General features: G+C 65.5%; 20 protein-coding genes. 12 read left to right on the top strand and 8 right to left on the bottom strand.

Annotated elements, in window-relative coordinates; translation table 11 throughout:
* Positions 1–74 precede the first annotated feature (74 nt).
* Positions 75–1289, top strand: coding sequence for an amidohydrolase family protein (locus AKN83_RS22030; protein WP_050402271.1), 1215 nt, complete (start codon positions 75–77; stop codon positions 1287–1289).
* A 54-nt stretch (positions 1290–1343) separates the two neighbouring features.
* Here the strand turns inward: AKN83_RS22030 and AKN83_RS22025 are convergent, their stop codons facing one another.
* The 4 genes from AKN83_RS22025 to AKN83_RS22010 form a co-directional block, all read right to left on the bottom strand.
* On the bottom strand, positions 1344–1802 hold the full coding sequence (locus AKN83_RS22025) for a GNAT family N-acetyltransferase (RefSeq protein WP_050402272.1): 459 nt from the start codon (positions 1800–1802) through the stop codon (positions 1344–1346).
* Positions 1803–1941: 139 nt separating this feature from the next.
* On the bottom strand, positions 1942–4116 hold the full coding sequence (locus AKN83_RS22020) for an alkaline phosphatase family protein (protein ID WP_050402273.1): 2175 nt from the start codon (positions 4114–4116) through the stop codon (positions 1942–1944).
* On the bottom strand, positions 4116–5924 hold the full coding sequence (locus tag AKN83_RS22015; protein ID WP_206600800.1) for a multicopper oxidase family protein: 1809 nt from the start codon (positions 5922–5924) through the stop codon (positions 4116–4118). Before AKN83_RS22015 ends, AKN83_RS22020 begins: the two co-directional genes overlap by 1 nt.
* A 328-nt stretch (positions 5925–6252) precedes the next feature.
* Entirely contained in the window at positions 6253–6708 is a 456-nt protein-coding gene (locus tag AKN83_RS22010; RefSeq protein ID WP_050402275.1) for a hypothetical protein, read from the bottom strand.
* A 69-nt stretch (positions 6709–6777) separates the two neighbouring features.
* On the opposite strand from AKN83_RS22010, the gene AKN83_RS22005 reads away from it, so the two are divergent.
* The 5 genes from AKN83_RS22005 to AKN83_RS21985 all read left to right on the top strand — a co-directional run bounded on the left by AKN83_RS22005 (position 6778) and on the right by AKN83_RS21985 (position 11107).
* Positions 6778–7563, top strand: coding sequence for an ATP12 family chaperone protein (locus AKN83_RS22005; RefSeq protein ID WP_050402276.1), 786 nt, complete (start codon positions 6778–6780; stop codon positions 7561–7563).
* Positions 7564–7627: 64 nt separating this feature from the next.
* A complete protein-coding gene (gene fliK, locus AKN83_RS22000; RefSeq protein WP_063695461.1) occupies positions 7628–9211 on the top strand; it encodes a flagellar hook-length control protein FliK in 1584 nt (527 codons plus the stop codon).
* Complete coding sequence (locus AKN83_RS21995; protein ID WP_050402277.1) at positions 9208–9471, top strand: EscU/YscU/HrcU family type III secretion system export apparatus switch protein; 264 nt, start codon at positions 9208–9210, stop codon at positions 9469–9471. Before fliK ends, AKN83_RS21995 begins: the two co-directional genes overlap by 4 nt.
* Before the next feature lie 82 nt (positions 9472–9553).
* Positions 9554–10366, top strand: coding sequence for a penicillin-binding transpeptidase domain-containing protein (locus AKN83_RS21990; RefSeq protein WP_050402296.1), 813 nt, complete (start codon positions 9554–9556; stop codon positions 10364–10366).
* Between the two features lie 84 nt (positions 10367–10450).
* Positions 10451–11107: a carboxymuconolactone decarboxylase family protein gene (locus tag AKN83_RS21985; protein WP_050402278.1), complete on the top strand. Its 657-nt coding sequence runs from the start codon at positions 10451–10453 to the stop codon at positions 11105–11107.
* A gap of 6 nt (positions 11108–11113) precedes the next feature.
* Here the strand turns inward: AKN83_RS21985 and AKN83_RS21980 are convergent, their stop codons facing one another.
* Entirely contained in the window at positions 11114–12469 is a 1356-nt protein-coding gene (locus AKN83_RS21980; protein ID WP_050402297.1) for an aminotransferase-like domain-containing protein, read from the bottom strand.
* A gap of 154 nt (positions 12470–12623) precedes the next feature.
* Between AKN83_RS21980 and AKN83_RS21975 the strand changes: the two genes are divergently transcribed.
* Together AKN83_RS21975 and AKN83_RS38440 are read left to right on the top strand one after the other, a co-directional pair.
* Complete coding sequence (locus AKN83_RS21975; RefSeq protein ID WP_050402279.1) at positions 12624–13538, top strand: DMT family transporter; 915 nt, start codon at positions 12624–12626, stop codon at positions 13536–13538.
* Positions 13539–13815: 277 nt separating this feature from the next.
* Positions 13816–14616 carry a PilZ domain-containing protein gene (locus AKN83_RS38440; protein ID WP_083992158.1) on the top strand — a complete coding sequence of 267 codons (801 nt, stop codon included), beginning with the start codon at positions 13816–13818 and terminating at the stop codon, positions 14614–14616.
* Here AKN83_RS38440 and AKN83_RS21965 read toward each other — a convergent pair.
* Complete coding sequence (locus AKN83_RS21965) at positions 14609–15010, bottom strand: DUF4260 domain-containing protein (protein WP_050402280.1); 402 nt, start codon at positions 15008–15010, stop codon at positions 14609–14611. The two genes, AKN83_RS38440 and AKN83_RS21965, sit on opposite strands and share 8 nt — an antisense overlap.
* Before the next feature lie 160 nt (positions 15011–15170).
* Here AKN83_RS21965 and AKN83_RS21960 point away from each other — a divergent pair, with 160 nt between their 5' ends.
* From AKN83_RS21960 to AKN83_RS21950, 3 genes are all read left to right on the top strand, one after another.
* The gene (locus tag AKN83_RS21960) at positions 15171–16703 is read left to right on the top strand and encodes an acyl-CoA carboxylase subunit beta (RefSeq protein WP_063695460.1); all 1533 of its coding nucleotides are present in this window, start codon (positions 15171–15173) and stop codon (positions 16701–16703) included.
* A gap of 105 nt (positions 16704–16808) precedes the next feature.
* Complete coding sequence (locus AKN83_RS21955) at positions 16809–17156, top strand: hypothetical protein (RefSeq protein WP_050402281.1); 348 nt, start codon at positions 16809–16811, stop codon at positions 17154–17156.
* Between the two features lie 213 nt (positions 17157–17369).
* On the top strand, positions 17370–17732 hold the full coding sequence (locus AKN83_RS21950) for a BA14K family protein (RefSeq protein ID WP_347336835.1): 363 nt from the start codon (positions 17370–17372) through the stop codon (positions 17730–17732).
* A 948-nt stretch (positions 17733–18680) separates the two neighbouring features.
* On the opposite strand, the gene AKN83_RS21945 is transcribed toward AKN83_RS21950, so the two are convergent.
* Complete coding sequence (locus AKN83_RS21945) at positions 18681–19034, bottom strand: cupin domain-containing protein (RefSeq protein ID WP_050402283.1); 354 nt, start codon at positions 19032–19034, stop codon at positions 18681–18683.
* Positions 19035–19289: 255 nt separating this feature from the next.
* Here AKN83_RS21945 and AKN83_RS38435 point away from each other — a divergent pair, with 255 nt between their 5' ends.
* Entirely contained in the window at positions 19290–19622 is a 333-nt protein-coding gene (locus AKN83_RS38435) for a twin-arginine translocation signal domain-containing protein (protein WP_083992157.1), read from the top strand.
* Between the two features lie 70 nt (positions 19623–19692).
* On the opposite strand, the gene AKN83_RS21935 is transcribed toward AKN83_RS38435, so the two are convergent.
* Positions 19693–19959, bottom strand: coding sequence for a GCG_CRPN prefix-to-repeats domain-containing protein (locus AKN83_RS21935; protein WP_050402285.1), 267 nt, complete (start codon positions 19957–19959; stop codon positions 19693–19695).
* Positions 19960–20143: the final 184 nt, after the last annotated feature.

Below are 20143 nucleotides of genomic sequence, written 5' to 3'. Positions count from 1 at the left end.
AGCAGCTCACTCTGCTGCGGCTATGTTGCCGCGCGCCGGGCACCGCCGGCATGCAACCATCAAAGAGGCTGTCCATGACCGGAACCTGGCTACGCGTCGTGCTTTTCCTGATTGGCTCGGCCGTCGCCTCGGCGACCGCACGCGCCGACACCGTGGTGCTGTGGGGCGGCACGCTTTACGCATCGGCTGATGCAGACGCGCTGCCGGATGCGACGATCGTGATCACGGACGGCGTCATCAGCGCAGTCGGCAAGTCCGGCGATGTCACGGTGCCTCCGGATGCGCGCCTGATCGATTGCAGCGGCAAGACCGTCGTTGCCGGGTTCTGGAACAGCCACGTGCATTTCACTGACCATGTCTGGCACCTCGCCGGCGAGGCGCCCGCCGCGCCGCTGACTCAGCACATGCAGGAGATGCTGACCCGCTGGGGCTTCACCACGGTCTGGGATCTCGGCTCCGATCCACGCAACACGCTGCCGCTGCGCAAGCGCATCGCCGCAGGCGAGGTCGCCGGTCCCACCATCCTCCTCGCCGGCAATGTGTTTCCCAAGGGCGGGCATCCCGTCTACCTGCCGCCCGAGATTCAGCTTCCCGAAGCCGCGACCCCGGAGGAGGCGGCGAAGTGGGCGCGCGACTGGCTCGCGATGGGCGAGGACGGCATCAAGCTGTTCACCGGCGCGTTCATGGGCGACAAGCCGGTCATCAACATGGACCCGGCGATTGCCAAGGCAGCCGTCGATGTCGCTCATGCGCAGGGCAGGCCGGTGTTCGCGCATCCGCAGAACAAGATCGGCGTCGAGACGGTGATCGCAGCCGACGTCGACGTGCTCGCGCACACGACGCCCAGCGAGGGCAGCTACACGGATGACCAGCTGGCGCGGTTCAAGGCGCAGGGGACCGCGCTGATCCCGACGCTGTCGTTGTTTACGACGGTGGTTCTCGACCCCAACGTCACCAACCGTCTGGTGGCCGCGACTGTCAACCAGCTCAAGCAGTTCTCCGACAATGGCGGCACCGTGCTGTTCGGCACCGATGTCGGCTTCACCACGCTGTACGACACCACGCAGGAATTCCAGTTGATGCACCGCGCGCTGTCGGAACGCCAGGTGCTGGCCTCGCTGACGACCAATCCGGCGCGGTTCTTCAAGGCCGCGAAGAAGGGCAGGGTGGAGCAGGGCTTCGACGCCGATCTCGTGGTGCTCGACGGCGATCCGCTACGCGACGTCGCGAATCTTGCGAAGGTGAGCACCACGATCCGTGCGGGTCAGGTGATCTATCAGAAGCCGTGAGGGCGTTGACGCATTGGCCCGTCGCTCATGCGGCAACCCCGTGTGGCGATTCCGTCAAAGCATCAGCTTGTAACCGATATGGCTGCCGACGAATCCCAGCCGCTCATAGAAGCGGTGCGCGTCGGGGCGCGCCTTGTCAGTCGTGAGCTGCACGATATCGCAGCCTCTCGCTTTGCATTGCGCGATCGCCCATTCGAACATCTGTTGCCCGACGCCTGAGCTGCGGTGCGTCTCGGCAATCCGGACTGCCTCGATCTGGCCGCGCCAGGCGCCCAGGCGTGCCATTCCGGGAATGAAGCTGAGTTGAAGGGTCCCGATCACCGCCTCGTCCAGGGTTGCCACGGCCAGGAGTTGGTTGCGATCGGCGAGGATGGCATCGAATGCGTCGACATATCGCGGGTTCGGCGGCGAGCTCGGATCCTCGCGCTGCCGCCCCAGGAGGTCGTTGGCAAGCAGGGCGATGATGGCCCGGAGGTCGGCGGGCTGGGCCTGGCGGAAAGTGATCGATGTCATTGAGCGAGATTCCATGGCGGCGAAGTCGACGTCGCCAGACACGTTACAGGTTCGCGCGGGCTATGGACATCCGGGCCGGGTACAGATGAATCCGCCGGCCTTTCGGGCCGGCGGATTGTTGTCTTACAGGGCGCGGTCGTCAGTGGTCCCAGCCACCGTCATGATCCCAGCCGCCGCCATGATGATGGCCGCCGTCGTCGAAGTCGAAGAAATCGAACAGATCGCTGAGCGCCGGGCTGTTGACCGGAACATAGGGATTGCCGGGCGCCGCAACCGGGTTCGGGAAGTTGTCGCGGCTGCGGTTCGTGATCGGCTCCAGGCGCCAGTTCCGCTCGATGAATTTGATGATCGAGACGTGATCGGCATATTCATGCGAGATGTGACCGTGACGCGCGAACGGCGACACCACGATCAGCGGAATGCGGGTGCCGTCGCCGAAATAGTCGAGCGGCTGCACATAGCCGGAGTCGTAGTAGCCGCCGCCTTCGTCGAAGGTGATGAAGATCGCGGTGTCCTTGGCATAGTCCGAGGCCTGGACCTGGTCGACGATCTTCTTGGTGAAGCCTTCGAACAGATTGAGCTTGGAGGATGACGGGTGACCGTCGGTGAAGCCGCTCGGCTTGACGATGGAGACCGCCGGCAGCGTGTGCTTGGAGAGGTCGGCGTAGAGATCAACCGAGTCCTTGATGTGGGCTGCGACCTGGTCCGGGTGCGACATGATCGAGGTGTCGTACTGGAACGGATTGCAGATGTTGCAGTACTCGTCCGCGTTCGGACCGGCCACGCCCCAGTTGAGCTGGTAGGGATCGTTGACGTAGTTGTTCCACTGGTCGCCGTAATACTTCCAGGAGATGTTCCGCTCGTTCAAGCTGTCGCCGATGCTCTTGCGGGTCGACGGCGGGATCGTGAACGGCGTGTTGGACGGATTGGTGTCAGTGTAGGCGTTCTTGCCGTTGCCGAAATAGCCGGGATTGTAGTTGTTCAAGAGATAATAGTGCCCCGGCTCGCAGTTCGGGTTGATGTGGATCCCCTTCAGATAGTCCAGGATCGGCTTGACGCCCGGTTGACCCGGATCCGAGCAGTCGCTGTAGGAGCCGCCGCCGGACACCGGGCTAGTCTGGAAGGGCGGCGGGAAGCCGCCATTGCCGCCGGCGCCGTAGCCGTCCTCGGTGTACCAGTTGTTGGTGCCTGAAGCCGGATTCGGATTCTCGATTTCATGGACGATGCCGGCGTCGGGCGTGCCGCCGAACACCTGCGTGCCGTTCGGCGGCACCGCGGCGTTGCCGTAGGTGTCGCTGAAGTAGAGCATGTCGGCATGACCGAACATGATGTGATTGGCGCCGGTGCCGCCGTTGACGGACTGGTGGAAGTTGTCGCTCATCGCATATTTTTGCGCGAGCGAGGTGAAGTAGGGCACATCACCCTTCTGCACGTTGTAGAAGCCGAGCGCCGTCGAACCTTCGCCCGTGGTCGTCGCCGTCGGCGAGTACTCCGTGGAGAAGTTCGAAGGCTGCGCCGCACCGTTGGCGCCGGCGCCGACGGTGACTTCGACCCAGGCGAACAGATTGCCGCCGCAGCCCGACGGATTGTCGCGGCTGGCCGCCGAATGGTTGCAGTTCAGCTGCTGCCACATCTGGTAGAAGCGATGCACCGGACTTGCCGAATAGGAGTCGTAGGGCATCGCATCGTTGTTGGTGAGCTGGAACGGACCGGCCGGCAGCGCGCTGACATTGCTGATGCGCTGGTCGGGGGTCTGCGAGGTCTGACCGGTGCCGCCGGACAGCAGGAACTGGTAGTACTCGGACGGCAGGCCGGATTCCGACTGCTGCGCCAGCACGAGCGACGCCTCGCAGGTGGTGATCGGCGAGCTGCCGCATTTGTTCGGGATGTAGGAGACCTTGGGGCCGCCGACCAGCGGAGCCGGCAGTTGATCCTTGGGGAAGTTCTGCTTCGGCGGGCTCAGCAGGAACGCATCGTTCAGGCCGGTATCGGTCGCTGCCTGCTGATGCGCCTTCTCGAAATTCGGCCCGGGGACCGCGTTCTTGTTGTGATCGAGCTTGACGATGCCTTGCGAAAGCAGGTTGAACACGCTCTGGTCGCGCCGTTCAGGCACGTAGGTCGCGAACACGTGGTCGAAGCTGCGGTTCTCGCCGATGATGACGATCACGTGCTTGATCGGCGATCGCGTCTCGTGTCCGCCGTGGTGATCCCAGTCCTGTGCAAGCACCGGGCCGGCGGTGAACTGACCCAGCGCAAGCGCGCTGAGGGTGAGGCGGCAACCTTGCAGCCAACGTGACTTGTGCCTGTGGCGCATTAGAGCTCTCCTTTTTGCTGGTTGAGCGGCTTGGTAGAACTTGCGGTGTCGCGCGGCACGACCCTGATGCGTCCCATCATGCCGCCGTCCTCATGCTCGAGGACGTGGCAGTGGTAGACGAAGGTGCCGACGATGTTGGGATCGCGAAAATCCATGCGCAGGCGCACGCTCGGATATTTCAGCATCCGGGTGTTGTAGTAGGGGATGTTGACGGTATCGCGCAGGAACGGCTCGTTGACTGCGACGCCGGACCAGTCGCGGAGCTGGAAGTGAAGCTGATGGATGTGGAAATCATGCAGCTCCATCGAGCGGTTCTCGATGATCCAGTCCTCGACGTCGCCCTGCCTCACGGTGATGTCGGGAATGTCCGATTGCGGGTCGAACGGTTTTGGCGTCTCGCCGTCGAGGGTCATGAAGAACTTGGTCGGGCTGTTCGGATCGTTCGGGTTCTTCGGCTGCTCGGAGAAGAACAGCTTTCTGACGCGCACCGGCGCGACGTTCCCGAGCCACGGCCGCTCCGGTTTCGGAAGCGGTTCGGCGCGAGCGGGCAGCACGGCCTGCGGCTCGCCGGCATCGGCTGAGGCGGTGATGGCGACCAGCACGCGGTTGGGGTCGTTCTCGCCGGCCGGCCCGGTATCGACTGCGCGCGTCACCAGCAAGGCCGAGCTGCCGGCCGGCGGTCCTTCGACAATGAATTCGGCGCGTGAGCCCGGCGGCAGGCCGATATGGTTGACCCATTGCACCGACGGCGATGGGCTGCCCTGGAATTGCAGGGGCACGCCATCGAGCCCGACGATCCCGATCTGCTGTGGCGCACGGCCGACCAGCAGCGCGAGGTTGAGATAGGTGATCGCGGACGCATTCAGCACCCGCCAGAGCTGCCGCTCGCCGGGCTTCATCTTGAGCTGGGCCGGCGGATAGTTGGGATAGGGCACCGGCACGAAGTTGACGGAGAGATCCTTCGACGGCTTGCCGAAGCCGGTGCCGGAGTTGGCGACGTCGCCATCATTGTCGAGCTGGCTCTTGGTCATGACCGGCTCGGATTTCGACGGCGGTGCGTCGGGATTGACGAGGTCCTGGTCGCGGATCACGAGCACGCGCTCGGAGAGGCCGGCGAGCTGTGGATCGGCGCGCTCGATGCCTTCGATGATGATGGCGCCGGACGCGCCGCCGAGCACCTGCGTCTTGCTGAAGCCGTGCAGATGCGGGTGATACCAATAGAGGCCGGGCGGTGCGTCGTCCGGAATGCGCAGGCGGTATTCGAACGGCGCGTCGTCGGGCTGGATCGAGGTCTTCAGCACGTCATCCTGATGGCAGACCGGCGGCACCGTCAGCCCGTGGAAGTGCAGGTTGGTCGAGATCGGCGTCATCGCGCCGCTCGCGCAAACATCGGCCTGCTTTCGCGTCGTGCAGATCGGCGCGCCGGCGAGCGGGCGGTCGATCGCAGGCGTTGCGGTATCGAGGTCGACGAGGTCGTTCTTGAAATGAATGACCAGCTGATCGCCCGGCTTCAGCCGCAAGGTCGGCGACGGCTTGCCGTCCGATGTCCGATAGCAATAACGACTCGTGCCGTCCGGCAGCTTCTGATCGTGGATGCTGAGGTCGGTTTCGAGCACGCCATCGCGGCTGCGCAATTCAGCAGCTTCCTCGATCGCGCTTCCGGGCTCGGGACGCGCACAAACGTCCTGTTGCGCGCGCGGCGCATCCTGCAAGCCGGTTGCGCCGAGCCATGCCGTCATGCCGCTCACGGCAAGCCCGAGGCAGGCCGCGGCAATGACACAACAAACGGTCGACAGTCGTCGTGCCACGCCGCCCCGCTTATGCGCCGCCACGCGCGCGCAAGCGCGCTACCGACGTCACGCGTGACGTCGGTCCACGTCTTGCGACCGCGATGGTCGACAAATGCTTCTGTTTGGTATCGGGACGCTAGCCGCGCGTTGTTGCCGAAATCTGGCAGGTTTTTAACACGTAGATGACGGTGTCTTGCGGCACTTCGACGCGGTGCGCGAGAGAGTTGTTCAAACTTGCTGAACGATCAATCGGATGGAGCATTCCCCGATTGAATTGCGGAGAAAGAAGGACACGCAGGCATCCGTCAGAAATTTTTTGCCGTCGTCACCTTCGGACGATCCGAGATCAGCGCCGGAACTGCGCCAGAAACATCCGCAACGAATCGTGCGGGCTCTCGACGTCCGAGATCACCCAGCCGTCGGGACCGTTGACGACGATGAAGGTGAGCGTGACTGCGCGGCCCTCATTGTCGAATGTCACGGTCACGTCGGTCCGGTCAAACTGCCGCCGCGGAATGGCGATCGAGATCGGGCCGAGCCGCCAGGTCGGGCTCTGCACCAGGAAATCGTAGGGTGCGTCGTGCAGGGCGGTCCAGGCGCCGCGCAGCGGGGAATCAAAGAATTGGCGGGCGGTTGCGTCGTCGCGCGGCAGACCGTTGGAAAACGCCGGGCTGCCTCTTCCGTAGTGGGCGTAGACGTTGCGGATCAGCGATTGCGGCGAGCGGAACCCGGCGTCGGCGCGGGCGGCAGCCAAGACGGCCGCAACAAGCAGAAAACCCGCGAGGATTTGGGCGCGTTCCATCAGCTTTATTTGCCGTTGTCCTTGACATATCTTGCAGGAAATCCTCCCGAACGAAAGCCGGCCGGCGCGATGCGCGAACTCTTTGACGACGTCCCAGACCAATCCCCGCTCGATCCGCAGGAGGCGGTCCGGCGTCACATCCGCACGCCGCAGCGCAAGCGCTTCTACACCAGCGCCGGCGTCGCCGAGGCCGATGGCGGATTTTCGATCTCGCTCGACGGCAAGCAGGTCCGCTCGCCGTCCGGCAAGCCGGTCGTGGTGCCGACCCGCGCCATTGCGGATGCGATCGCGGCGGAATGGAATGCACAGGGCGAGACCATCGATCCCATGACCATGCCGCTGACGCGGCTCGCCAATAGCGTGATCGAAGGGGTGATCGATCGGGTCGACGAGGTGGCCGACGATGCGGCCAAATTCCTCGGCAGCGACCTGCTGTTCTATCGCGCCGGCCACCCCGAGACGCTGGTGGCGCGCGAGGCCCAGCAATGGGACCCGATCCTGTTCTGGGCCGCCGATGCGCTCGGTGCCCATTTCGTGATGGCCGAGGGGGTCATGCATGTCGGCCAGCCTGAGCCGGCGATCAGGGCGGCGCGTGCTGCGTTCCCGACTGACCCGTGGTCGGTCGCGGCGCTCCATGTGGTGACGACCCTGACCGGCTCGGCGCTGCTGGCGCTGGCGCTGGCGCACGGCGTCCGCGACGAGGACCAGGTCTGGGCCGCCGCCCATGTCGACGAGGACTGGAACATCGAGAAATGGGGCGTCGACGAGGAGGTCGCCGCGCGCCGCGCCGCCCGGCAGGCCGATTTCAAGGCCGCCGCCGGCGTTCTCAGGGCGTTCAGGCCGGCGGCCGGTTAACGAGACCTTTACGGCGCCCGGCTAGCCTGCGGCTTGATTCTGCCGTCTGGCCGAGACCTCCGACATGGCTATCGCCGTCAATCCCGTGCTGCCGGTGCTCGCCTCGAAGGAGGCGGACAGCGTTGCACCTGATCTCACGCTGGAGGCCGGCAGTGTCGTCAACGCGCAGGTCTTGAAGGTGCTGTCGGCCGATCTGGTGCGGATCGCGATTGCGAGCCTGTCGATCGACGTCCAGACCGAGGTGCCGCTGCAGCAGGGACAGAACCTGCAGCTCGCGGTCTCGCAGACCAATGACGGCATCCGCTTGAAGCTGGTCGGGCCGGGGGCTGACGCGGGCGATGCCGTGCAATTGTCGCCAGCGGCGGCCAACGTCACCGCTGCTCCCCAACCCGTCGCCGCGGCGCCGAAGGCAGCGCTGTCGCCACTCGAGCGCATCACCATCACCGCAACGGCGCAGCATGCGGCGGCGGTGCAGGGCAGCCAAGCGCCGCTGTTTGCCAATCTCGCCGCGGTCGCTACCGCCAATTTGCCGCCGAAGCTGCAGGCCGCGATCGCGCAGGTGCTGGCGCAGCAGACCGGCCTCGACGAAAATCTGGGCGGCGACGCGGTCAAGGCCGGCTTCCAGAAATCAGGCCTGCTGCTCGAGGCGACGCTCGCAGCGGGCGTTGCGCCGCCGAGCGGCAGCGCGCCCGATCTGAAGGCCGCGCTGATCGTGCTGCGCCAGGCGCTGACCTCGCTCGGCGCCGGCGATGCCGCAAAGCCCGCATCCACGCCGCTGCAGCAGTCTGCGCCGGCGAGTGCAGGCACGGCGCCGAGCCTCGTGCCATCAGGCACACAAGGCCTCGACGTTCAGGAGATCCTGCTGCCGCAGGCCCGCGTGCCGCTCGCCGAAGATATCGCTCGCGGCGGCGCGACCGGGCTCGCCGGCGCACTCGCGGATGCACTCGATGCCGGTCCGTCATCTGGCGGCGCGCTCAATCTCATTCAGGAAGCGCTGCATGAACTCGGCAACCCGGCGCGGCAGGGCGCTGTGCCGCGGGAGATGCTGCCCGGCGATCTGTCCGCGCGCGGCGGCACGCCGCCACCGCCGTTTCACGGCGCGCTGCCGTCGGCGCAGGCCATCGCCGAGCCGTCGATTGCATCAGGCACGCCGCTTCCGACCGCCGCGCATCGCCTGCTGGAAAACACCGACGCGGCACTTTCGCGGCAGACGCTGCTGCAAATCGCTTCGCTGCCGGATCGCGGCGACGGCTCGCGTCCGCAGCTCGACGCCATGGTGCCGCGCTGGAATTTCGAGATTCCGTTCCTGACCCAGCAGGGCACGGCGATGGCGCAGTTCGAGATTTCCCGCGACGGCGGCGGCACCGAGGTCGAGGCCGCCAAGCGGGTGTGGCGGGCGCGCTTCACGCTCGACGTCGAGCCGGCCGGGCCGGTGCATGCGCTGGTCTCACTGAATGGCGAGCGCACCTCGGTGCGGATGTGGGCCGAGCGTCCCTCGACCGCCGCGCAGCTGCGTGCCGGCGCTTCCGAACTGAGCCAGGCGCTGACCCGGGCGGAGCTCGTGCCCGGCGACATCGAGATCCGCGACGGGAGTCCGCCGCAGCCCGCGCCCGCGCGCGCCGGCCATTTTCTGGACCGCGCATCATGAGCGAGCCGCAGAACCAGCTCGCGGTCGCACTGCATTACGACCACGCCGGCGCGCCGCGCGTGGTGGCGAAAGGCAAGGGCGCGATCGGCGCCAAGATCATCGAGGTCGCCAAGGCCAACGACATTCCGATCGAGGAGAACGAGGTGCTGGCCGGCGCGCTCTCCAATGTCGAGCTCGGCGACGAGATTCCGGCCGAGCTCTACAAGGCCGTCGCCGAGGTGCTGGTGTTCGTGCTGCGGATGTCGGGCCGGGCGCGCTAACTCCTGTTGCCATCCTTTCACCACGATGGCATCAACCATCGTGGTCAACCCGAAACAGTTCAGGCCTTTCGTGAGTCACGTCGTGATCCATCGCCGCCATGCGCTCGGTCTGCTTGCTGCCGCCGCCATTGTGCCTTCGCGCAGCTTCGCCAACGTGTCCTACCAGCGCAGCGAGTTTCGCGAGGACCTGCAAAAACGGTTCTTCGATCTCGGCACCGAGGGCACCTTCGTCGGCTACAAGATCGAGGACTACCTGATCATCGCCAGCGACAAGGTTCGCTCCGGCGAGGGTAAATTGCCGGCTTCGACCTTCAAGGTCCCGAACGCGCTGATCGCGCTCGAGACCGGCGTGGTGCAGGACCCCGACAAGGATGTGTTCAAGTGGGACGGCATCACGCGCAGCATCGAGGCCTGGAACAAGGATCACACGCTACGCTCGGCGCTCGCGGTGTCGGCCTTCCCGGTGTTCCAGGAGATCGCCCGCCGGATCGGCGCGGAGCGGATGCAGAAGTATCTCGACATCATCGACTACGGCAATCGCGACATCGGCGGCGGCACCGACCAGTTCTGGGTGACGGGCAATCTGCGGATCGATCCGGTGCAGCAGATCGATTTCCTCGACCGGCTGCGCCGCGGCGTGCTGCCGGTCGGCAAGCGCAGCCAGGAGCTGGTGTGCGATATCCTGCCGGTGACGAAGGTCGGCGACGCCGTCATTCGCGCCAAGACCGGCCTCACCGACAAGGAACACGGCTCGCTCGGCTGGCTGGTCGGCTGGGCCGAGAAGGGCAGCGACGTCACGGTGTTCGCGATGAACATGGATTGCAAGACGCAGGCGCAGATCGACGCGCGGATGAGCGTCACGCAGCAATGCCTCACCGATATCGTCGCGCTGTGACGACCTGACCTGCGTCCGCCACGGCTGGTGAGTGCCGCGCGGCTCGACTAGCATCCTCCGACAAAAGCAGAATCGGAGGAAACCATGCAATCGGCATCCGTCTGGCTGTCGTCGCTCACGCTGGCCGCGGCCGGCGGCTGGGTCGCGGCCACGATGTTCTCGGCGCCGGCCACCAGCAAGGACCCGCGCTTCCCGCAGCTCACGATGGATCAGCTGAGCGACCAGCAGCGGCCGCTCGGCGAGGCGATCATGAAGGTGTCGAGCGTCGGCATCGGCGGGCCGTACAATCCGATGATTCGCAGCCCGGTGCTCGGCCAGCGGCTCTATGATCTGTTCTATTATCTGCGCTGGCAGACCTCGGTGCCAACGAAGCTGAACGAGTTCGCGATCCTGATCATCGGCCGGCAATGGCGCTCGCAGGTCGAATGGTTCGCGCACGCGCCCCTCGCGGCCAAGGCCGGTCTGTCGGCCGACGTCATCGCTGAGCTGAAGGCCGGCAACCGTCCGTCGAAAATGGCCGACGATGAGGCCGTGGTGTACGATTTCGTCACCGAGCTGACCACGACCAAGAAGGTCTCCGACGAGACCTATGCGCGGGCCAAGAAGATCTTCAACGACCAGCAGATCGTCGATCTCACCGCGGTCGCCGGCAATTACGTGATGGTCGCGATGCTGCTGGCGATGGCGGAAGAGACGGTGCCGCCGGGCAAGGAAGAGCCGTTCAAAGTGGGTGAGAAGTAGGGCGCTCTAGCGCCCGATCGCGCGCTGCAGGGCCGGCATCAGTTTCGGGTCGCGGCATTGCGCGACGTTGAAGCGCATGAAGCCGGTCGCTGATTGCGTGGTCGAGAACACGTTGCCCGGCGCCAGCACGATGTTGTCGGCGAGGGCCGCGCGCGCGACTTCGGCGGAGTCGCAGCCGTCGGGCAGGCGGCACCAGAGCTGGAAGCCGCCGCGCGGCATCAGCCACGGCTCGATGCCGATGCGCTGCAGCTTCTCGCCGACGTCGCGGCGGGCGCGTGCCAGCCGCCGGCGCAGTTCCTCGACATGCTTGCGGTAGAAGCCGGTCGCCAGGACGCTCGCGATGATCTCGGTCGCGACCGCGCAGGGGCCGCCGAACCCGGTCGCGACCTGCAGGTCGACCAACTGCTCGATCCAGTCGGCGCGGCCAGCGATGAAGCCGCAGCGCAGCGATGCCGACAGCGTCTTGGAGAAGCTGCCGATCCGGATCACGCGGGTGAGCCCGTCGAGCGCTGCGAGCCGCGCCGACGGCTCGGGCTCGAAATCGGCGAAGATGTCGTCCTCGACGATGGTGAGGTCGAAGGCTGCGGCCGCGTTCAGCACGCGGTGCGCGGTCTGCGGCGACATCGTCGCTCCGGTCGGATTGTGCAGCCCGGAGACCGTGATGTAGAGCCGCGGCCGCTCGGCCTCGAGCACGGCCTCGAAGCTTGCGACATCGGGCCCCGACGGGGTGTAGGGCACGCTGACAAGCTTGACCTGATGGGCGCGCAGCAGCGCGCGGAAATTGAAGTAGCAGGGATCGTCGACCAGCACGGTGTCGCCGGGCCGCAGCAGGAAGCGGCAGATCAGGTCGATCGCCTGGGTGCCGGACATCGTCAGCAGCACCTGCTCGGGCGACACTTCGAGACCCTCGCCGGCGAACCGCGCCATCAGCATGCGGCGCAGCGCCAGCGAGCCGCGCGTCGCACCGTAGTCGGCTAGGACGGCATCGTCGGCCCGCGCCAGGCCGCGGAACGCGCGCCGCAGCGCCTCGGTCGGCATCCAGTCGGCCGGCAGCCAGCCGCAGCCCGGCTTCAGCGCGCCGCTCACCGCGTCGAGGGATTGCCGCGACACCCAGAACGGATCGACGGCGCGGTCGCGCTGCGGCTGGTCCTTGGCCAGCGCGAGCGGCGGCAGCGCCGCGGACGAGACATAGAAGCCCGAGCCCGGCCGCGCCCGGATCAGGCCCTCGGCGGCGAGCCGGTCATAGGCCTCGACCACGGTCGAGGGCGAGACGCCCATGGTCGCAGCGAAACTGCGGATCGAGGGCAGGCGGTCGTCGGCGCCGAGCGCGCGGCTCGCCACCTTGGCGCGGATCGCGTTCATCACGTCGGCGGTGCGGGTCGCCTTCGGCGCATTCGATGGCTGTCGCAAGTGTATGACTACCTTCACCCATACAGTACGGCTATATTGTACTGATCCGTAGCTGCCTTGACCAGCCTGCCGTCGCTATCGTCGCCCGCGAAAGACGAGGTGCGCGATGAGCGATTCGAAGACGTTGTCGGGCAAGTCGTGGTCGGGCGAGGGCAGCAGCGGCAGTGCTTCGCTGGAGGGCTGGGGTAGCGGGCTGCTCGGCGTGATCATCTTCAGCGGCTCGCTGCCGGCGACCCGCGTCGCGGTCGGCGGGTTCACGCCACTGTTCCTGACCTCGGCCCGTGCCGCCATCGCGGCGCTGCTCGGTGCCGCACTGCTTGCGGTGCTGCGGCAGCCCTGGCCGCAGCGCAAGGACCTGGTGTCGCTGACCATCGTCGCGCTCGGCGTCGTGATCGGCTTTCCGCTGCTGACCGCGCTGGCGCTGCAGCACATCACCTCGGCGCATTCGATCGTGTTCATCGGGCTGCTGCCGCTGTCGACAGCGGTGTTCGGCGTGCTGCGCGGCGGCGAGCGGCCGAAGCCGCTGTTCTGGCTGTTCTCCTGCGTCGGCAGCGCGACGGTCGCAGCCTTCGCTCTGTCGGGCGACGGATCGGCGTCGCTGACCGGCGATCTGCTGATGGTCGCCGCCATCATCGTCTGCGGCCTCGGCTATGCCGAGGGTGCGGCGCTGTCGCGGCGGCTCGGCGGCTGGCAGGTGATCTGCTGGGCGCTGGTGCTCTCAGTGCCAGTGGTGCTCGTGATGACCATCATGACATTGCCGCCGAGCTGGCAGGGCATCGGCGCGCCGGCCTGGCTCGGGCTCGCTTACGTCTCTGTTTTCAGCATGCTGGTCGGCTTCGTGTTCTGGTATCGCGGGCTTGCGCTCGGCGGCATCGCCAGCGTCGGCCAGTTGCAGCTGCTGCAGCCGTTCTTCGGCCTCGCGCTGGCCGGGCTGCTGCTGCATGAGCCGGTCGCCTGGTCGATGATCGCCGCGACCATGCTGGTCGTCGCCTGCGTGGTGTTCGCGCGAAGGTTCGCGTAATCTCAATCAGCCCAGCTTGCACAACGTCTGCAGGAAATCGCTGACCGCCTTGCGGGCCTGGCGCGCAGTGGCCGGGTTGCCGCCGACAAGGCGCGCGATATAGGCCTTGCTACTCGCAACCGGGTTATAAATGGCCGAACTGTAAAGCGCGCGCTAACCATGCCAAGTGGTAATTCATCCAGCCGGCCGCGAAGTCCCGCACTGTTACGGATCGGGTTTCAGCGATCATTAAGCAGAGCTGCCCACCTTGCGCGCTGACGCGACGTGAGAGGGGCTGATGACCTTCAGGTTCATGGCGCCTGACACGATCAGGTCGGCAAGCCAGCGCGCATTGTTGGAACAGTGGGATCAGCTGGCCGCCGGCCGGCCCTTTCCCGCATTCGCCGAATTGAAGCCGGATCCGGCGATCCATGATCCGCGGCAACTCGTGGCATGGGCGGTCGAAGGCGAGGGCCGGCTGCGCAAGTTCCGCGCGATGTATCAGGGCGAGAATGTTGCCGAGGCGTTCAATTCCGCCTGGGCCGGCAAGACGATGGAGCAGGTGGTTTCGATGTCGCTCCGGCGCATCACGCTCGGACCGGCCAAGGAATGCGCCGCGAGCGGCTGCGCGGTGTACATGGTGTTCTCCACCATCGATGCCAACGATCAGCAGGTCGATTGCGAGCGGCTGCTGCTGCCGTTCGGCGGCGGCAACAAGGTCGAGCATCTGCTGGCGTCGCTGCAATTGACCGTGGTCGGAAGCAGGCCCCGCATCGTCAAGCATTTCGACATGCAGGCGGACGTGCGATTGCAGGGCAAGATCAGGTCCGGCTTCTCGACCGGCGCGACCAGCGAGGCCGGCGGCGACCAGCGCAGGGCCGCCAGGCGCACTGTCGCGCGGGCCGCGCGGATCAGCTTCGCCCGGCGCAGCATGACCTGCATCGTGCGCAACCTCTCCGCGACCGGCGCCGCGGTCGAGACGACCGATCCTGCCGCGATCCCCGACAGCTTCCGCCTCGTGCTGGAGATGGAGGCGACCGAACGGTGCTGCCGTGTGGTGTGGCGCAGGAAAGGCCGGATCGGCGTCCGGTTCAGCTGAGCTTTCCGATCCGCCCGAGATGGGTGAAGCCAAAGCCGGCCGAATATTTCAGCCCATAGCCGAGTGCGCGGTCGATCCCGATATGGGCAAGCCAGATCATCGCGATCGAGAGCACCAGCGGTCCTTCGCTGGCAAAGCCCAGCGTCATCAGCGCCACCGGCGCCAGATAAGTGTGGGCGGCGTTGTAGGCGATGGCGCCGGCCCGCGGGCTGATCAGGTAAGCGGCAAAGCTGATGTCCGGCACCAGGAACAGCAGGACGTAAACCAGCCAGGAACCCTCCCACTTGTAGTAGAGCACGGTCATCCCGACGAACAGCACCAGTCCCTCCAGCCGGAGCAGGGAGCGCGCCCCGCCGGTGGCGGCGCCGGTCTCGGCCGTGATCGAATCAGTCATCGCTGTCTCCCCAGACGTCGGAAAATCCTACCGTTTTTGCGCCCAAAGCCGGTCACAAGCGCCTTTCCGGTTCCGAAATGGCCGTGCTAAAGCCATTCCGAACGAAGCGGGCTTCAGCCCGCGCCGGGACGCGGACTGTAGCTAACACGGGCGGAAACAAATGAAAGACATCCTCGACACCCTCGAAGAGCGGCGCGCCGGAGCCAAGCTGGGCGGCGGCGAAAAGCGTATCGAGGCGCAGCACGCCCGCGGCAAGCTGACCGCCCGCGAGCGGATCGAGCTCCTGCTGGACAAGGGCTCGTTCGAGGAATTCGACATGTTCGTCGAGCACCGCTCGATCGAGTTCGGCATGGAGAAGACCAGGATCCCCGGCGACGGCGTCGTCACTGGCTGGGGCACGGTCAACGGTCGCAAGACCTTTGTCTTCGCCAAGGACTTCACCGTGTTCGGCGGCTCGCTCTCTGAAACCCATGCGCTGAAGATCACGAAGCTTCAGGACATGGCGATGAAGGCGAGGGCGCCGATCATCGGCCTTTATGACGCCGGCGGCGCGCGCATCCAGGAGGGCGTCGCGGCGCTCGCGGGTTACTCCTACGTGTTCCGCCGCAACGTCATTGCCTCCGGCGTGATCCCGCAGATCTCGGTCATCATGGGCCCCTGCGCCGGCGGCGACGTCTATTCGCCGGCGATGACGGACTTCATCTTCATGGTGAAGAACACCTCTTACATGTTCGTCACCGGCCCCGACGTGGTGAAGACCGTCACCAACGAGGTGGTGACCGCGGAAGAGCTCGGCGGCGCGTCAGTGCACGCCACGCGCTCCTCGATCGCCGACGGCGCGTTCGAGAACGACGTCGACGCACTGTTGCAGATGCGCCGGCTGATCGACTTCCTTCCCAGCAACAACACCGACGGCGTGCCGGAATGGCCGAGCTTCGACGATATCGGCCGGGTCGACATGTCCCTGGACACGCTGATCCCCGACAATCCGAACAAGCCCTACGACATGAAGGAACTGATCCTGAAGGTCGTCGACGAGGGCGACTTCTTCGAGATCTCGGAGACTTTTGCCAAGAACATCGTCACGGGCTTCGGCCGCATCGCCGGCCGCACCGTCGGCTTCGTCGCCAACCAGCCGATGGTGCTGGCTGGTGTGCTCGACAGCGATGCCTCCCGCAAGGCCGCGCGCTTCGTGCGGTTCTGCGATGCCTTCAACATCCCGATCGTCACCTTCGTCGATGTGCCGGGCTTTCTGCCGGGCACCGCGCAGGAATATGGCGGCCTGATCAAGCACGGCGCCAAACTCCTGTTCGCCTATTCGCAGTGCACGGTGCCGCTCGTCACCATCATCACCCGCAAGGCCTATGGCGGTGCGTTCGACGTGATGGCCTCGAAGGAAATCGGCGCCGATATGAACTACGCCTGGCCGACCGCGCAGATCGCCGTGATGGGCGCCAAGGGCGCGGTCGAGATCATCTTCCGCAGTGACATCGGCGATCCCGACAAGATCGCCGCCCGCACCAAGGAATACGAAGACCGCTTCCTGTCACCCTTCATCGCCGCCGAGCGCGGCTACATCGACGACGTCATCATGCCGCATTCGACGCGGCGGCGAATCGCGCGGGCGCTGGCGATGCTCAAGGACAAGAAAGTCGAGATCCCCGCGAAAAAGCACGACAATCTGCCGTTATGATGGAGCGTGGAGTGGGTTGGCCGAAGGCGTAACCCACCGTCTTCGTACCGCGCGGTCCATGGCGGGTTACGGCTACGCCTAACCCGCCTTACAGGTTTCAGTCTGATGACCGAAGACGAGCCGACCGACGAGATTGCCGAGATCGAGGCGCAGATCGAGGAGCTTGCCGAAAGCGCCGAGCGATCCCGGCGGATCATTCTCGGGTCGAAGATCGCGATCGCAGGCGGGTTCGTCTTGCTGGTCGCTGCGCTGCTCGGCCTGCTCAGCTCTGGTGAGACCGCGGCGCTCGGATCGATTGCGCTCGTGCTCGGCGGCATCGTGTCGCTCGGATCGAATGTCAGCACGTTGCGGCAGACCGAGGCCGCCATCAGCACCGCCGAGGCGCGCCGCGCGCGGTTGATCGGCGGCATCGATCTGCGCCTGGTGCACGATGCGCCGCTGAAGCTGATGTGATCGACGTCACGCGTCGTTCGATGCGTATCACTGATGTGAGTGACGTCACTCTCGTTGCGCGCTGTTCATTGCCGCCAACGCACAGGCCTGCAATGTGAACAATGGAGCATTGCAACCGCGGGGTTTGTCCCCATGGAACCACACTTTACGGATTGAAAATCCGGACAACTCCGGTAACTGGGACATTCTGCTTTTTGGAAACGGAGTTGTCCCGTGCTGTCTCGTTTTGCTATTGCCGTGATGTCCGTCACGCTGCTTGCAACATCGCTTCCGGCGAATGCCGCGCCTTTGCTTCCCAGCGATCTGCAGGCTCAGGCACCGTCTGCCACGCACAAGGTCTGGTGCCATCATGGCTATTGCGACGGCGGTGGGGGCGGCGGTGCTGCGGTCGGCGGATTGATCGGCGGCCTGATCGGCGGCGCCATCGTTGCCGGTGCGGCAAACGCTGCTGCCCAGCAGGAGGCTGCTGCTGCCGCTCAGCAGCATGATGCTTACTGCGCGCAGCGCTACAGGTCCTACGATCCCGGTACCGGCACGTTCCAGGGCAAGGACGGCCGCCGCTATCCCTGCCGGTAAGTCGGCAATCGCGAGGGCTTCGCGCCCTCGCATCGCCGCGCTTCGGCAGGTGATGGAATGAGATACTCTGCGCGACATCAGTCGCGCAGCCACTGATTGGGCCGCAGGCAAATCAAATTCGAGCGCGCCGGCTGCGGCATAGTAACCCGACGGGCAACACAGCAAAAACTTGTCAACCGCGGCTCGCGAAAATATTTCGCTTTATCCGAAGTGCGACACAGTGTATGGTCCGCCCGTCTCGCCCGATCGAGGGGCGCTTCGCGGTCGTCACGAACGCGGGTCGAGATGCGGTGGACGCGGATTGCGCGACTGACGAGTGCGCACGAAGCGGACGGTGAAGTCGTGTGGTCCTGACGCCCTGGTGGCAGGTGTCTTTTCCGATTGCGCAGGTTGCGCGTTGCGAAGACGGTGACAAGCAAGCCCAGTCTCGCCGGGGAGAGCACGAAGTAAGCCGTAGCCCATCGCGCAGGGAAAGCCGGGTTGTTTCCGGTTACACCTGTGGTCCTACCCCCCGTGCTTTCTACCTATTGCACGGGGCCCATGGGTGCGATCGGCACCCGGCTTTCCCTGCGCCCTCTGTTCGATGGGAGGGTGACACGAAACGCAAAGCTCGGACGATTCATGTCGCGAGAATGCGAAGCTACATCCCCACCACAACTGTCATCCTCCGGCTGGACCGGGCGATCCAGTACGCCGCGGCCTCTCGGCTCAAGCATCGGCGTCTCTGGAATACTGGATCACCTGCATGCGCGGTGATGACACCGTACAGGCTGTTTGAGACGTGAATCGGTATTGGCACCGCCATCGCGGGGTGCGAGCGGAACGAGCCTCCAAGGATGCACGGCCACCAGCCGGGCCGTCGATCCTTCGAGACGCCGCTTCGCGGCTCCTCCAGCGACAAAGGCCGAGCTCTTGCGCGGGGATGACGGGATTGACAGCAGCGCGCTGCTATCGCGTCGCCGCCAGCGGCACGTAATCATATTCCCCGACGCCCTGCAGAACCAGGAACGTCAGCGACGTCGTGCCGGCGTTGGTGACGAGGTGGGGGCGGGTCGGCCGCACGGCATAGACCTCGCCGGGCTTGAGGTTCACTTCCTCCTTCGGCTCCTGCAGGAACAGCCGCATCTGGCCCTCGAGCACATAGAACGTGTCGGAGATGTTGCTGTGGATGTGCCACGGCACCTTCTGGGTCGGCGACAGCTGCAGCTCCATGATGCGGAAGCCGGGGCGGGCGGCGTGCTGGGCGCGGCGCTCGACTTCGTAGAGATGGCTGGCATCCTTGATCGGTTGTACTGACTTCATGGCGGCCTCCCGGAGATGTTCTTGTGATGCGCGATGCTAGTTCCGTTCGGCCGCGCGCGGAACGGTCGGAACGAGCATGACCGGTGCGCGTGAACGAGGCCGTCGCGTCGTGATGGTTGCGTGACGTCGCAACGTTGCGGACGCAGGGCGTCGAGTTCCATGACAACATGAATGCGAGGTTCAGCGAGCGTTCAGGTCGCGGGGAAAAAACTTGCTGACGCTGTTGATCCCGTTCAGCAACAAAGGGAAACGCTCATGGAACGCCGGAATCTTCTAAAGATGGCCTTTGCCGTCGCTACCTGTGCGGCCGCCTTCACAGCAACCGTGCAGGCAGCGCCGCTCGCACCGCTTCCTCTCAGCCGCGAGGCACAGTCGCCCGTCGATCGCGATGCGCAACCCGCTCTCACCACGGGCGACGAGGCTGGTCGCCTGAAGCCGGAACAGGTGCACTGGCATCACCGCCACTGGGGCTGGCATCATCGGCACTGGCACCACCGCCATTGGGGTTGGCACCACCGGCATTGGCACCACAGGCATTGGGGCTGGCGCCATCATCATTGGCATCATCATCACTGGCGCCGTTGGTAATGTCGACGTCACGACGAAAAAGAAAAACCCCGCGCGAAGCGGGGTTTTGTTTGTTCGGAATGCGCCGCGATCAGATCGGGCGGCAACGGCCGTAGCGCCACATGAATCCGTACGGGCAGGCGCGGACGCGCGGCGCCACCACGACGGGGCGCTCGACCACGACCGGCGGGCGAACGACAACGGCGCCCGGAGCGACGACGACGGGGCCGCGGTTCCTGACGCAGCCGCCGTAGGGGCCGCGGTGCCAGCCGGGGCCGCAGCCACCGGCAGCATCAGCGGCGCTGATGCCGGCGAAAGCGGTCGTCACCAAAACTGCTGCTGCAAAAAGATACTTCATGACTTCTCCTTCTTAATGGGCCGCGCGCGGCGGCACCGCAACAAACTTGAGATTACCGATTCGCCCGGCCGGATCATTGCAGAAGCCTTGCCCGATGTCGCCGACCAATGTTGCGGGCTGAATGCGACATGAATGCTGCGCATCACGCCTGCGTCAGTGCGTCGCAAGCACGCTCAGCATCGTT

The organism is Bradyrhizobium embrapense (assembly GCF_001189235.2).
GTDB classification, from domain to species: Bacteria; Pseudomonadota; Alphaproteobacteria; order Rhizobiales; family Xanthobacteraceae; genus Bradyrhizobium; species Bradyrhizobium embrapense.
This window is presented reverse-complemented; position numbering and strand designations above follow the sequence as displayed.